We start from the raw sequence: 12419 nt of genomic DNA, 5'->3' as shown, positions 1-12419 counted from the left end.
CATAAATGTTTGTATAATTATTGTATAACATTGCGAGGTATATGTTGTGCTAAATTTAGCAGAAAAGATTATCGAGTACATGGAAGCCCAGAAATATCAAGTATTTCGGGGTAAAGATGAACTAAATATCATCTACATTGAGGGGATGAACACCGATGGAACGTTAAATGGTGATGAACCAAATCACTTTAACGATTTGCGGATGGTAATTGAATTTGAGGATGGAATGCCGATAATTGCCGGCAGATGGCAAGCTACTACCGAACCAGGATTTCATTTTACCGATAATCCAATGAATCCCAATGGTGCAGCGCGGATTGCTTTTGGGCAATATCGATCGTGGCGAGTCGGGATTCACGGCATGAGTGAACCGCACGAGGCATTAGTTCAAGTTTCCCCAGTTTCTGTATGCCGAGATTACAACAGAGATATGGTACGGACTGGCGATCGCATTGATGAAGGACTCTTTGGCATAAATCAACATCATGGTTTCGATCATCCCAAAAACGATATCCACACAGCCAGCGCTGGTTGTTTGGTTGGTCGAACTCGCGCAGGTCATAGCCAATTTATGAAGATGATTAAGGGCGATCGACGCTATCAATCTAATCCTAATTTCACATTCTCAACGACAATCATCGCAGGAAATAAACTTTAAAATTGGTAAGTAATCATAGACCAGAAAAAACAGTTTCCTTGCAGACACTGAGAATTATGGGTGAAAACAGCTTAAACTATTAGCGATTTCTTTAAAAGAATAAAGTAAATATGCTAAAATGTCAATGTTGATAATTCAACTAACAAACATCCGTACATTATCGGAATGTATCAACAGCGGATGTTTTGTTATGTCGATTTCTCGTCAGCTCTGCTATACTTAACGGATGATGGAGTTGCTTCTCAACTTAGTTGATACAATGTGCAATGCGATTCCTGCCATGAAATATTCCTTCTTACTAAAGTTTATGACTCAACCAATTGCAGTACCCAGAAAGTTTTTATTAGATGCTGACACTTTTCAGTTTAGCAGAAATAAAAAGATAACTAGAACCCGCGCTGCTTGGATTGATACGCCGGAAATACGTTACAAAGCTGATATGAGCCAAAAACCAGAAGACTTGAACCAGTGGGAATGGGGGGCAGAAGCTAAGGGATTTTTGCTGTCGATGATTGCTCGAAAAACAATATGCCTTGTGCCGATCCCCTACGGGGGCTCCGCCAACGCCCTAGATAGTTTTGGCAGAACCATTGCCGACTGGCATCTGTGCGACTCGATCGACCAAATCACCGTCGGAAATAATATCCAAGTTATGCTTGCTGCTGCGGGTTTAGCAGTTCACGTTCCTCCCATCAATTCAGGAATTATTTACCAAACAATTCGTGTTGCTCAATCACAAGCTAAAGCCCTAAAAAAAGGGTTTTGGGCAGACGATAATTTCGTGTTGCCCTACATCTGGAAAGCTAATCGTTAATTCAAAATTTCTATTAAATAACGGCGAATTTCCATATGAAAATTCGTTGTTTTTATCAGAATTTCTGCTGTCAAAGAAGAAAAGAAAATTATAGCCAGCATAACCCCCAAAAAGGCTTTAGCGCCTCCCGGAATCCATCTAAAAAGCTGAGTTATTTCTCGAATTCTTTTGGTTTCTTTTCTGTGGTTTGTGTGAGCGCATTTTATGTTTACAATCTCTTTTTCTAAAGAGTCTAATTTCAGTTCTAACATCTTGACTCTCTCCACAAAAGCATCGGGAAGGTCGGGGAGTCTTTGTCTCATACTATTTAATTTTAACTCGATACATCGATTTTAGCTAATAATTTATCAGTAAAAATACGGAACTTTAGTTTAAATTAGTAAAGATTTGACGATCGCTACGCGCCGGCTTACGCCTACGTCTCGATTTAATCGTTTTAAAACGAGGCGTTTAAATCGAGGCGAACGTTTTAAACGATTTAATGACGTAGCTATCGTTAATTTTGAGTTTTATGTAACGGTCATCGCGTGTGTTTAGGTTTCTGCCAATTTTCGGTATAAGCAGCAAACCGTAACGCCCAAAGCATTCGATGCAAATCTGTTGGCTTTAAATTGAGGCGAACGGGCCTTCCTTTTTTGCCAGTGCCATCGTTTATTTTCTCCATGAAAGTTGGACATATTTTGAAACACTTGGAGCGGTTTTTCAAGGTTCCTCTTCAGATAAAGAGTGCCGATGCGGAAAGCCGCATCGTGTTTGCAACCTGAACTTTTCAAGCCAACTCATTTGCAGGCAAGCCGGCTCGAAAAATCTGCTCGGCACTCAACCTCAGTTCGGGAAACGCCAACGACTCAACAGTGTCATCGCCCCGAAACTGCTTGATCTGATACTCGGACTCTACCAGTTGACAAATCAAGAGGGTGGGTTGTTTGGGATTGCCGATAAACTTGCGACCGCCCAAACCGAGATAGTCCACAATCCAGTATTCGGGGATGCCCATCTCCTCATAATCAGCAAATTTGAAATGATAATCATCTCGCCAATTGGTGCTAACGACCTCTACAGCCAATCGCACCGAAGAACCCATCGTGATGATGGATTCCCTATCCCAGCGCGGTTCGCACTGGCGTAGAGCCGCTTCGTCTAAGACAATAACATCGGGCTGATAACCAGCTTCATCACGAGTGGGTTTAAGCAGGCAGTCACCGGGGATAAAGCAAGGCAATTTCAGTCGCCTGATTTCTGCGCTGATTTCGTCCCGTGTAAAAGCTGTAACACGGGAATGGCGACCAGTTCCTAAAGGCATTTCGACAATTACTCCGTTGTGTAGTTCGTAGCGTTTGACCGAGTTCTCTGGATACCAGGCTGCGAACTCGTCAAACGTGACTGGTTTGGTTCTGGTTTCGGTTTGGGTTTGCATGATTTCTCCTGTGTTTGGTTGCCTTGTCCCGGCTTGAGCAACTTAACGAAGCCCCTGGAAGTCCCCACGGGTCGATGCCGTTCGTAGTTGTCGCGTTCCATCTCTCATCCTCCACCCAAAACGCCTCGCTAATATCGCGTTCAAGCTCAGCCAACCCGTTGGCTGAGCAGTTGGTTTTGCTCAAGTTCGGTACGGGTGATGCCAAAAGCTTCATCAAACCGCCGCTCCAAGGTTTCAGCCATCAAAGCGTCTACAAGAGCCAGAGCTTGCTTGTTTCGTCTGTAAGCTTGCCAGAGCCAATACTTTCTGACGCGCTCCGGTTCTCTCTTTTAGGGTGCAGCGCGGGTTCTTAACATGATATCATCAGGTAAATATTGCTGACATCATCTCCCTAGTTTACCATATATTATATGGTGAGCTAGGGAAACTTATGTTGGTACTAAAAAGACGTTCTATCGATAAATTTGTAAAACCTGTGAAAGCGCGCGAGTTTTGTAGGCTTTGGTTTAATGCCGATCCGGAGATGGAAGTTACGAGGGGCTATAGAGCGGAATGCGTTCGCTTGTTGAGTCGCATCCTAGCCGTGCAAACAGAGACCATTTCTAGCAAGTGGGGAAGTGGCATTGATTTCGAGAAAATGCCCGAACAGTACGAACGCACGCTCGCCTATGCCAATTCTCTCCGTTCCATCCTCGACGCAGCAGGCAACAATCCCGAACTTTCCAGTATCATTGCCGATCGCCTCAAACAATCCCGTTGATAACTCACCTGAAATTAATACCTTACTTTAGACGGTAAACTTCTTGACTGACTCCATCGCAGGTTTTAGGGTGGGAATGAGGCCCTGGCGAGGTGCTGCAAACACTACTGCCAGGACTTCTCCCGCTTGCTGAAAACACCAGCTACAAGGAGCAATTTTATGTTCGCACTGAGCGGGCCGCCACAAGCAGCCCAACAAAACTTTTCAGAAATGCCGAATCCCCGCGTCACCACAACCAAGGGACGCATCGAAGTAACAGATGTTCGCCCAGAAACCGTGACCGGGAAACTCTTGGACGCACAAGAGCAACTAATTCTGGAATACGGGCATCCCGTTTACGTATGCGTTCCCAAGACTCGCATCATGTGTCCGATCGAAACAGCGAACATGATGTCTTGGTGGCATCTCACGCAGCCAGCCATCGGTAGCGGGCGCGGGGCTTTCAAATATTCCATCGAAACGCTAATCAACCGATTGGATGGGATGAATTGGGATGAACTTTACGCTTTGCGGACATTCATTAGTTTAGAAACCGACCCGTTTCAAGCTTATTCCGGCACTGTCAACAACGATTTATCTCACCTAAATTCTTGGTTTGTAACGGTGCGAGCGCTGAGTTCTGCCGATCGCAACCGGCTGGTTGCTGCCATTTGCCATCGCATTATCGCCGCTCTACCCAACGAATCCGAAGCACCCACAACTCTTGATAGGAGGGGCGATCGATGACACAACCACAGATACCCATACCCATTGAAGCGGCTGCAACTTTCTCGACCTCACCCGCACCTGCACCCGCATCCGCATCAGAACCGGGTACACCAACAACTTCCGCTTTGTATCGCCAGTTGTTGACATCACTTAATGCGATGCCACACCAAGAGCTTACGGCTCTGATGGAAGCGGCAGTTTATTCATTCCGTCAAAGGGATACCCTCACCCGCGCTATCAAAGAATGCGGGACGATCGAATTATTCGGGGATAAATGGCCTCTGACTTTCGACTTTTTGCCAAGCTCTGCTGAAGCCTTGAATTTGGTGAGAGCGATCGCTGACCAATTCTCATGCCGCCAACTTCATCCCTGCTGGCAACAACTCCTGACCACCAGCACCGACACCCAGAAGAAAGCGCTCATTGAAGTTATCGCCTACTCGCAGCGCTACTCCTGCACTGTGTTTGAGGCTCTGGGAGAGTGCGAAGTCTTAGATTTGTTCCCAACATCTGAGCATTTAAATGTTTGGATAACTGAGACTGAAGCGCTGCAAATGATTCACTCGCTCTCCGGTTCTCTGTTAGCCCAAAGTAGTGAGACACTACCCAATGCCGGTGATGGGAGGGACGACAGATGACCAACGGCAATGGGCTTAACGGTGATACGCCTAACGGTGACACACCCCAACCCGATCCAATACAAAAGTTAACGCAATATGTTGAATCTGTGGAGATTTCTCTGGAAATCCAGGAAGATAAAACAGATGCCATTGAAGATCAGGTGGCAAATCTTACCGAGCAGATAACCGAGTTGAAACAAGAAATAAAAGAGATGTATGGAGATGAAGAAGACTGGGAGCGGATGTCAAAGACTTGACGGACTTATCGCACGCCGTCAGGAGAAAAACCGATTGCAACGGTCAAAGCTGGAGCGAACCAAGCGCTTGCGAGATGAAGCTGCTTTGAGTAGACCTTTTAGAAAATCCCCTTTGCTAGACTTCGTTGATGATTTGGTACACCGTCCGCCGAACACCGAACAGATGCGCCAGCTTAAGGAATTGCTCTTAGAAGAACAGAAAGCGATCGCTCAACTCATTGCCTTAATTGACCAACACCTAGATTGATGCACTCCCCTGATTAAAGCCGAGGTGATTTTTAAAAGATGTTATGAGGCGGTCAATAGACACGCCTCTTCATCTTTCTTAGGGCGCGAACCTGAAAGTTATGAAAACTTCTAAACCCAAACGCACAGTGTTTTAATACTTTTAACTTATGGACTTTTTTCAACTAACTGAGGATATATAGCAATCCTAAATCATTACCCTTACCGCGAACATAAATGTGATTTTCCTAAAATCCATTAGTAAGGACACGGCAGTGCCGTGTCCCTACTGGTACTCGTGAAAATCAATTAGGATTGCTATAGGTGGTCTAAATTTTCTATTGATCGCAATCGCGGTACACAAACTGTTCTGCTTGTCTAGGTAGCCGAGCCAAAATGGATTGGATTTGAGTATGGTGTGGCGAAAGATGACAAACCGGATCGGTGGCGCTTTCATCTTGGGTCAATAAAAATGCCTGACAGCGGCACCCCCCCCAATCCACCATTTGACGATCGCAACTTTGACACGGTTCCGGCATCCAACTTGTGCCACGGAACCGATTCATCCCCGCCGACTCAAACCAGATCCAATCTAAAGTGCGATCGCGAACATTGCCAAACTCCAGATTCGGAATTGCCATAGCGGCTTGACACGGTAAACCGTCGCCGTTGGGTGTCACAATCAACGTTCGACTGCCCCAACCGCCCATACAAGGCTTGGGATAGTCAGCATAGTAATCTGGTATCACATAGAGAATGCCCATCGGAATTTTGCCTCGTTTTTGCGCCGCCTGCACCACTTGCTCAGCATTAGCCAATTGTTCGCGAGTCGGTAACAAAGCATTCTGATTATGCAGTGCCCAACCATAATATTGAGTGTTCGCCAACTCCACTCGATCGGCTTGCAACGTTTCTGCCAGTGCTATCATCTCCGCAATGCGATCGAGATTATGCCGATGCAACACAAAGTTTAACGTCAATGGCAAGCCTAATTCCTTTACCCGCCCGGCTGCCGCAATTTTTTGCTCAAACGATCGCATTCCGGCAATCCGATCCGACTCCATCGCCCGACTATCTTGAATACTAATTTGAATATGCTCCAATCCCAATGCTCGTAATTTAGTTGCTCGTTGCGTTGTTAGCAGCGTTCCAGCCGTGACTAAGGTTGTGTAAAGTCCCAATTCTGCTGCGGTTTCGACCAATATTTCTAAATCATTGCGTAGCAGCGGTTCTCCACCTGTTAAACCTAATTGCAAAACGCCCAACTGTCGAGCTTCCCGGATCACTCGGAGCCAATCTGCTGTCGCAAGTTCTTGACGATATGCCTCCCCCTGCCAATTGAGGGGATTAGAACAATAGGGACACCGTAACGGGCAACGGTAAGTTAATTCTGCCACTAGGCTAAAGGGTCTAGCAATTTCATCACGCTGTAGCATCGTTCAGAAATCCTCGTTGGGTGATTTGAGCAATCAGTTGGTAAACATCAGATTTAAGGTTGGCGTCAGGAAATTGGATCGCTAATTCGGCAATAATTTGATCGATCGTATGATGTCGATCGCAAAGCTCCAAAATTAACTGAGCCGTCCGATTTAGCTTGATCGCGCCTTCGGGAAACAACAAAAAATGCTGTTGTCGAACCTCATCCCAAAACAACCGCACTCCACAGGCTAATCGGGGACAACTTTGACCATTCATGATTCCGTTCCTGGACGAGTATCACCCCGATCGATCGCTTCCAACTGACTCCACAACAAATCACACTTAAAGATTAATGCTTGAACGGCTTTCTGTTGAGCCTCAACGGTGTGGCAATGTTGTAAAACCAAATTTAAGGCGTAACGAGCATCTTGGGGAGCTTGGTGTAAACGCACACGAAAATACTCAAATCCACTCGGATCAATCCAGGGGTAATACTGCTCCAATGCCATTAAGCGATCGCGAATGGCATCGGGGCCAAACAACTCTGTTAATGAAGAGGCGATCGCTTCAATCCAAGGTTTAGTCTTGCAAAAATTAACGTAAGCATCCACGGCATAGCGCACCCCTGGCAATACCTGTCGATCGTTCAACAATTGCTCAGACGATAGACCAACGGCCTCGCCCAAGCGCAACCACGACTCAATGCCGCCGGTGCCAGCCTGCTGACCATCATGGTCGATAATCCGTTTAATCCATTCCCGGCGTACTTGGTGATCTGGGCAATTCGATAAAATTGCCGCATCCTTCAGCGGGATATTGCGTTGATAATAAAAGCGATTGAGCACCCAACGTTGCACTTCCGATCGAGTCAATTCACCTGCATTCATCCGTTGATGGAAAGGATGAAGATGATGATAACGACGATGTTGCTGACGCAGCATTTGCTCAAATTCTTCCGGTGTCCAAGGTTTTGATGCTAGCGTTTTTTGTTCTGATGTAAATATCATGGTATTCTTTACAACGTAAACATCAATCCATCAAAGCCAATTTCAATTCCTTGACTTTCAACTATCTGACGCTCCAAAGAGTTGGGAATCAGAATTGGATTGGTATTGTTAATGTGAACTAAAGTTTTGTGCGGCGTTTTCAATTGTGCAAGTTGTGCTAGGCTTCCCTCTTTTCCCGACAAGGGTAAATGTCCCATCTGAAGTGCCGATCGCGATCCAATCCCCAATGCTGGCAATTCATCGTTTGTCCAAAAGGTGCCATCAATCAAAATCAAATCACTGGCGTCGAATCGACGTTGCATGGCCTCGTCGATCGTGGCTAATCCCGGCGCATAGGTCAAGCTGCCATGAGTGTAGCGATCGCGGATCGTCAATCCAACCCCCCAAATCTCCTGCGATCCCGGTTCACCCTGCATATACTTAGGGGGTTTGGTCGAGAGTGGAAAGGCTTCCATCTCTAAATCGGGTGCGATCGCGATCGACTGGCCCAAATCTAAAGGTAACCACTCCACGCCACAATAATTTTGCAAGGTAGAAAATAATGGGTATCCCGTGGTCAAGGCACGTTTAACGCTGGTAGACGCATAGATTTTTAACGGTTGTGATGATTCTCGCAGTAGCATCAACCCAGTCGTGTGGTCGATTTCAGCATCGGTTAGCACAATGCTGGCAAAGGGCAGAGATCGCCGACTTGTTTCCACAAAACATTGTTGTGCGCGCATTTGCTCAATTTGCAGCCGCACATCCGGCGACGCATTGATCAAAAACCAATCACCATTTTGTGACTGAATCGCGATCGAAGACTGAGTTAAGCTTGTCGCCTTGCCCGATCGACTCGTTTCGCACCCCCTACACAGACAATTCCATTGGGGAAATCCGCCTCCGGCTGCCGCGCCCAAAATTCTGATTAGCATTCGCGATCGCTATCCTCCAGTCGGTTCTAGTCGCAGTAACTGCCCATTTGATTCATCAGTCAGAATGTACAACAATCCGTCCGGGCCTTGGCGTACATCCCGCACCCGTTGCCCGATCGAAATCGGTTGCTGGCCCAGCACATTCCCCCCTGCATCGAGATCGATCCGGCGCACATCCTGAGTCACCAATCCCCCGGCAAATAGATCGCCTTTCCACGCCGGAAAACGATCGCCCAGATAAATCGCCAAACCCGATGGAGCCGTGGCGGGAGTCCAAACCACTTTCGGATCGATCATGCCGGGGCGCGATCGCTCCCGCGAAATCTCTCCACCCACGTACTCCTGCGAGTGGGTAACGAGGGGCCAGCCAAAATTCTGACCTGCTTGCACCAAATTTAATTCATCTCCCCCACGGGCCCCGTGTTCCGTCACCCAAACCCGTCGAGCCGTCGCATCAAACACCAATCCTTGAATATTGCGGTGCCCGTAACTCCAGACTGCCGGATCGGCATTTGCCTTACCCACAAACGGGTTATCACGCGGCACAGAACCATCGTCATTCAGCCGGACAATCTTGCCCAGATGACTGCGCAGATTTTGCGCCTGCTTCCGAATCAGCTCGCCCTCCAACTGGATGGGCGGATTGCCGCCATCGCCGATCGCCAGCAACATTGTGCCATCGGGTAGCCAGACAATGCGCGATCCAAAATGCTGCCCACCGGATTTTGTTTGAGCCACCTCAAAGATTACCCGCAAATCGCGTAAAGCTTTGCCATCAAACGTGGCTCGGGCAACCCGAGTCCGATTTGCAGCCATCGTACCGTGCGAATAGGTCAAATAAACCAACCGATTCTCCGCAAATCGAGGATGAATCGCCACCTCCATCAAGCCCCCCTGACCCTGTGCCAAAACGTCAGGTACGCCTGCGATCGCGGTTGGCTCCAACACCCCATTGCGGACAATGCGCAACCGTCCCGGCCTCTCGGTAATCAGCATTGCCCCATCGGGGAGCCATGCGATACTCCAAGGACGTTCCAAATTGTTGGCGATCGTAGTTTTCCTAAATCCCTGGGTTTCACCACTCGCAGACGGCGCTTGAGCAGAGGTCGCCTCAACCGAAGGACTCGTTTGAATGGGGGGCACAGTGTTCGCTGGCGCTTGAGCACAACTGGCGATCGCGATTCCGGCAGTGACGATCCCAACCCCCTGAATGAGTCGTTCAAGCCAGGTAATGGTGATAGAGTTCTTCATTGCTCCCAGTGATAAATGTAAGCAGTCACTTCTAAGCACAAATCCAAGAGATCGATCGTCGGTTTTTCCCAGTCAGAAGTAGTCCGAATCGGTAGCTGAGAGTCTGCTAGAGGATCAACCGGCTTTGGTTGGGACACTTGAGATTGATTTTGCGTTGCCATGATTATTCTCCCAATAAGCGTAAGACCAGACTTTTGACATCCTCCCCAGGGCTAAAGCCACGGGGATTCCTCACCACGCCACAACCTATGAATAGGAGAATGGTCGCCGAATGGAGTTGACGATTCATCGGAGATTGCTACGTTTAAAAGTAGTCTGACATCGCCTCCACGTCCGTTTTAAGTCTCGGAATGTCCTGCCGCGACTGAGTAAATGAAAATGAATTGGTTTGTTTTTGCTTCCAGGTTGGACTTTCACCATTGCCCTTGCAGCTTTCTCTACGCCTGCTCTCACGCCCTGCTGTTTCAACGTGTCTTGAGCCTAGAGGGGGTATTTTACGCCAATGTTATTTTAACATAAAGTGCCAATTTGTAGCGCACAATGCGGCTAAAGCCGTGGCATTGCTCCAAGGCGACTGAAGTCGCAGCAGGCTCGACCCCACGCATGAATGCGGGGGCTTGCGCCCCGCTCTTCGGTCATTTATAGATATGGGAAGCTTCAAGTCCTTCCCCTTTCACTTTTACTTTGAGCGGATTAACCCGCCTTGGCTCAAGTACGGAGCTCTCTATAGCAATCCTAATTGATTTTCACGAGTACCAGTAGGGACACGGCACTGCCGTGTCCTTACTAATGGATTTTAGGAAAATCACATTTATGTTCGCGGTAAGGGTAATGATTTAGGATTGCTATAGCAGCTCAAAAGTTAACTAAAAAGAAGTGATTTTGAATGTAATAGGTAAGATCGGCAAACCTTTGTACGGCATTGTATTAGAAGCAGTTCTCAAAAAATAGAGCCTAACGAAGAGTAACGGTGAAGCGGGATTAGTTGTTTCAATTACTAGACATTGATATTATCTTTATGAGATAATTAGAATATCGTTTAGTTTTGCAGCGGACGATTCATCCCCCTATCTGGGGTTTTTCTACTTCGATGGTATTATTTTGTTAGCTGTTGCGTGGGTTCTCCCGTGTCGCAAATTGAGCTATATTTTGAATGTGCTGTTTTGATATTGACTTGTCAAATATGGAACTAACCAAATATAGTTGGTGGGGTGAATCCAATGAGCCTCCAGAACATCTGAAAACTAAAAAGCAGTTGGCAGAGTTGAGTCTTGCACCTTTGAAACCGATCGGGATTATCGAAACTCAAAAATATAATGTCCTGCTTTACGATCCCAAGAATCCTGAATGCTGCCGACCCAAGAGAAAAGCCACTCCAAAACAATTAGAAACCTTAGCCGCCAACCGTCTCAAAGCTAAGATTAAGCGGGATTACCAGGAATGGTATCGCAAAGTTGGATTTATTGAACGAGATAGAATAAATGCCGTTTTGTGGGCGAGAGAACAATTAGTTATGGATGATTGGGTGATTCTGGATACCGAAACAACGGGATTGTACGATGCGGAAGTTGTAGAAATAGCGATCGTCAGTCACAAGGGCGAACCGCTTCTAAATACGCTAATCAAACCTTCAATCCTAATCCCCGCCGAAGTAACAGCAATTCACGGGATAACGGATGAAATGGTAGTGGATGCACCCTTGTTTCCCGAATTCTATTCCCGCATTGCCAAAGTGCTTCAGGATAAACGCATTTTGATTTACAACGCCCAATTTGATATTAAAATATTGAACTACTGCTGCGAACTCTACGGCTTGCCAATTTTAATGTTACAAAAGCGCTCTGATTGTTTAATGGAATGGGCGGCACAGTGGGGTGGTTACTGGAGCTACTATCACAAAGATTATCAGTATTTCCCTTTACCTAGCGGCAACCACAGAGCATTGGGAGATTGCACGGCTGCTTTTGGGCTAATTAAACAGATGGCAGCGGATTCGGATGAGATGAATTGTCCCGTACCAATTCCCCAGGGCGATCGCTGATATCCCAATCCATTGCATCATCGGCAAACAAAGATAACTGCCCCGGTGATACGTTGGACTCACGGCGATTGTGGTAGGAAAGGTGGCAGGCAGTACAAAGCGCAACTAAGTTTTCGAGGCGGTTGTCCTCTGGTATCCGATTGCGGTGGTGTACCGTCAAAGTTACCTTCAAGCGTTCGGACTTGGTTAAGCCACTTTTAGTACCGGATGGCAGACATTGTTGGTTGCATTTCGTACAGCGCCACAGAGCGCTTTCTTTGACTAACAATGCGATGGATTGCCAATTGTCGGGATACCTCTTAGGTTTTGCCATAGCTCATTTCTCAGA

17 protein-coding genes are annotated in these 12419 nt (G+C 47.0%); 8 read left to right on the top strand and 9 right to left on the bottom strand.

The window, feature by feature from the left end:
* The first annotated feature begins 46 nt into the window (after positions 1-46).
* Both QUB68_RS24965 and QUB68_RS24960 read left to right on the top strand, forming a co-directional pair.
* On the top strand, positions 47-658 hold the full coding sequence (locus tag QUB68_RS24965; RefSeq protein ID WP_332997503.1) for a hypothetical protein: 612 nt from the start codon (positions 47-49) through the stop codon (positions 656-658).
* 307 nt (positions 659-965) lie between these two features.
* Positions 966-1472, top strand: coding sequence for a thermonuclease family protein (locus QUB68_RS24960; protein WP_332997501.1), 507 nt, complete (start codon positions 966-968; stop codon positions 1470-1472).
* Here the strand turns inward: QUB68_RS24960 and QUB68_RS24955 are convergent.
* On the bottom strand, positions 1469-1723 hold the full coding sequence (locus QUB68_RS24955) for a hypothetical protein (RefSeq protein WP_332997499.1): 255 nt from the start codon (positions 1721-1723) through the stop codon (positions 1469-1471). The two genes, QUB68_RS24960 and QUB68_RS24955, sit on opposite strands and share 4 nt — an antisense overlap.
* A gap of 518 nt (positions 1724-2241) precedes the next feature.
* Positions 2242-2889, bottom strand: coding sequence for a Uma2 family endonuclease (locus tag QUB68_RS24950; protein WP_332997497.1), 648 nt, complete (start codon positions 2887-2889; stop codon positions 2242-2244).
* Between the two features lie 523 nt (positions 2890-3412).
* On the opposite strand from QUB68_RS24950, the gene QUB68_RS24945 reads away from it, so the two are divergent.
* The 5 genes from QUB68_RS24945 (at position 3413) to QUB68_RS24925 (ending at position 5481) form a co-directional block, all read left to right on the top strand.
* The gene (locus QUB68_RS24945; protein ID WP_332997495.1) at positions 3413-3649 is read left to right on the top strand and encodes a hypothetical protein; all 237 of its coding nucleotides are present in this window, start codon (positions 3413-3415) and stop codon (positions 3647-3649) included.
* A gap of 159 nt (positions 3650-3808) precedes the next feature.
* Positions 3809-4375 carry a hypothetical protein gene (locus QUB68_RS24940; RefSeq protein ID WP_332997494.1) on the top strand — a complete coding sequence of 189 codons (567 nt, stop codon included), beginning with the start codon at positions 3809-3811 and terminating at the stop codon, positions 4373-4375.
* A complete protein-coding gene (locus QUB68_RS24935) occupies positions 4372-4995 on the top strand; it encodes a hypothetical protein (protein WP_332997492.1) in 624 nt (207 codons plus the stop codon). The genes QUB68_RS24940 and QUB68_RS24935 overlap by 4 nt, the downstream gene beginning before the upstream one ends.
* On the top strand, positions 4992-5234 hold the full coding sequence (locus tag QUB68_RS24930) for a hypothetical protein (RefSeq protein ID WP_332997490.1): 243 nt from the start codon (positions 4992-4994) through the stop codon (positions 5232-5234). The genes QUB68_RS24935 and QUB68_RS24930 overlap by 4 nt, the downstream gene beginning before the upstream one ends.
* 34 nt (positions 5235-5268) lie before the next feature.
* Positions 5269-5481: a hypothetical protein gene (locus QUB68_RS24925; RefSeq protein ID WP_332997489.1), complete on the top strand. Its 213-nt coding sequence runs from the start codon at positions 5269-5271 to the stop codon at positions 5479-5481.
* 316 nt (positions 5482-5797) lie between these two features.
* Here QUB68_RS24925 and pqqE read toward each other — a convergent pair whose 3' ends face one another.
* The 6 genes from pqqE to QUB68_RS24895 are packed head-to-tail and all read right to left on the bottom strand — an operon-like array spanning position 5798 to position 10211.
* A complete protein-coding gene (pqqE, locus tag QUB68_RS24920) occupies positions 5798-6895 on the bottom strand; it encodes a pyrroloquinoline quinone biosynthesis protein PqqE (RefSeq protein WP_332997487.1) in 1098 nt (365 codons plus the stop codon).
* The gene (pqqD, locus tag QUB68_RS24915) at positions 6882-7154 is read right to left on the bottom strand and encodes a pyrroloquinoline quinone biosynthesis peptide chaperone PqqD (protein WP_332997486.1); all 273 of its coding nucleotides are present in this window, start codon (positions 7152-7154) and stop codon (positions 6882-6884) included. The genes pqqE and pqqD overlap by 14 nt, the downstream gene beginning before the upstream one ends.
* Positions 7151-7885 carry a pyrroloquinoline-quinone synthase PqqC gene (gene pqqC, locus QUB68_RS24910; protein WP_332997485.1) on the bottom strand — a complete coding sequence of 245 codons (735 nt, stop codon included), beginning with the start codon at positions 7883-7885 and terminating at the stop codon, positions 7151-7153. Before pqqC ends, pqqD begins: the two co-directional genes overlap by 4 nt.
* Positions 7886-7893: 8 nt before the next feature.
* Positions 7894-8799 carry a pyrroloquinoline quinone biosynthesis protein PqqB gene (gene pqqB, locus QUB68_RS24905; RefSeq protein ID WP_332997484.1) on the bottom strand — a complete coding sequence of 302 codons (906 nt, stop codon included), beginning with the start codon at positions 8797-8799 and terminating at the stop codon, positions 7894-7896.
* A gap of 9 nt (positions 8800-8808) precedes the next feature.
* Entirely contained in the window at positions 8809-10050 is a 1242-nt protein-coding gene (locus QUB68_RS24900) for a PQQ-dependent sugar dehydrogenase (protein ID WP_332997483.1), read from the bottom strand.
* A complete protein-coding gene (locus tag QUB68_RS24895; RefSeq protein ID WP_332997481.1) occupies positions 10047-10211 on the bottom strand; it encodes a hypothetical protein in 165 nt (54 codons plus the stop codon). The genes QUB68_RS24900 and QUB68_RS24895 overlap by 4 nt, the downstream gene beginning before the upstream one ends.
* Positions 10212-11233: 1022 nt before the next feature.
* Between QUB68_RS24895 and QUB68_RS24890 the strand changes: the two genes are divergently transcribed.
* Positions 11234-12091, top strand: a complete 858-nt coding sequence (locus QUB68_RS24890; RefSeq protein ID WP_332997479.1) for a 3'-5' exonuclease — start codon at positions 11234-11236, stop codon at positions 12089-12091.
* On the opposite strand, the gene QUB68_RS24885 is transcribed toward QUB68_RS24890, so the two are convergent.
* Complete coding sequence (locus QUB68_RS24885) at positions 12024-12404, bottom strand: HNH endonuclease (RefSeq protein WP_332997477.1); 381 nt, start codon at positions 12402-12404, stop codon at positions 12024-12026. The two genes, QUB68_RS24890 and QUB68_RS24885, sit on opposite strands and share 68 nt — an antisense overlap.
* Positions 12405-12419: the final 15 nt, after the last annotated feature.

Origin of the sequence: Microcoleus sp. A006_D1, from assembly GCF_036702805.1 — a bacterium.
Taxonomy (GTDB): domain Bacteria; phylum Cyanobacteriota; class Cyanobacteriia; order Cyanobacteriales; family Microcoleaceae; genus Microcoleus.
This window is presented reverse-complemented; position numbering and strand designations above follow the sequence as displayed.

Coding starts and splice junctions, on each gene's coding strand:
- QUB68_RS24930 (WP_332997490.1), top strand. CDS start 4,992: ATGACCAACGGCAATGGGCTTAACGGTGATACGCCTAACGGTGACACA.
- QUB68_RS24895 (WP_332997481.1), bottom strand. CDS start 10,211: ATGGCAACGCAAAATCAATCTCAAGTGTCCCAACCAAAGCCGGTTGAT.
- QUB68_RS24955 (WP_332997499.1), bottom strand. CDS start 1,723: ATGTTAGAACTGAAATTAGACTCTTTAGAAAAAGAGATTGTAAACATA.
- QUB68_RS24890 (WP_332997479.1), top strand. CDS start 11,234: ATGGAACTAACCAAATATAGTTGGTGGGGTGAATCCAATGAGCCTCCA.
- QUB68_RS24950 (WP_332997497.1), bottom strand. CDS start 2,889: ATGCAAACCCAAACCGAAACCAGAACCAAACCAGTCACGTTTGACGAG.
- QUB68_RS24945 (WP_332997495.1), top strand. CDS start 3,413: ATGGAAGTTACGAGGGGCTATAGAGCGGAATGCGTTCGCTTGTTGAGT.
- QUB68_RS24940 (WP_332997494.1), top strand. CDS start 3,809: ATGTTCGCACTGAGCGGGCCGCCACAAGCAGCCCAACAAAACTTTTCA.
- pqqC (WP_332997485.1), bottom strand. CDS start 7,885: ATGATATTTACATCAGAACAAAAAACGCTAGCATCAAAACCTTGGACA.
- QUB68_RS24935 (WP_332997492.1), top strand. CDS start 4,372: ATGACACAACCACAGATACCCATACCCATTGAAGCGGCTGCAACTTTC.
- pqqB (WP_332997484.1), bottom strand. CDS start 8,799: ATGCTAATCAGAATTTTGGGCGCGGCAGCCGGAGGCGGATTTCCCCAA.
- pqqD (WP_332997486.1), bottom strand. CDS start 7,154: ATGAATGGTCAAAGTTGTCCCCGATTAGCCTGTGGAGTGCGGTTGTTT.
- QUB68_RS24885 (WP_332997477.1), bottom strand. CDS start 12,404: ATGGCAAAACCTAAGAGGTATCCCGACAATTGGCAATCCATCGCATTG.
- QUB68_RS24960 (WP_332997501.1), top strand. CDS start 966: ATGACTCAACCAATTGCAGTACCCAGAAAGTTTTTATTAGATGCTGAC.
- pqqE (WP_332997487.1), bottom strand. CDS start 6,895: ATGCTACAGCGTGATGAAATTGCTAGACCCTTTAGCCTAGTGGCAGAA.
- QUB68_RS24900 (WP_332997483.1), bottom strand. CDS start 10,050: ATGAAGAACTCTATCACCATTACCTGGCTTGAACGACTCATTCAGGGG.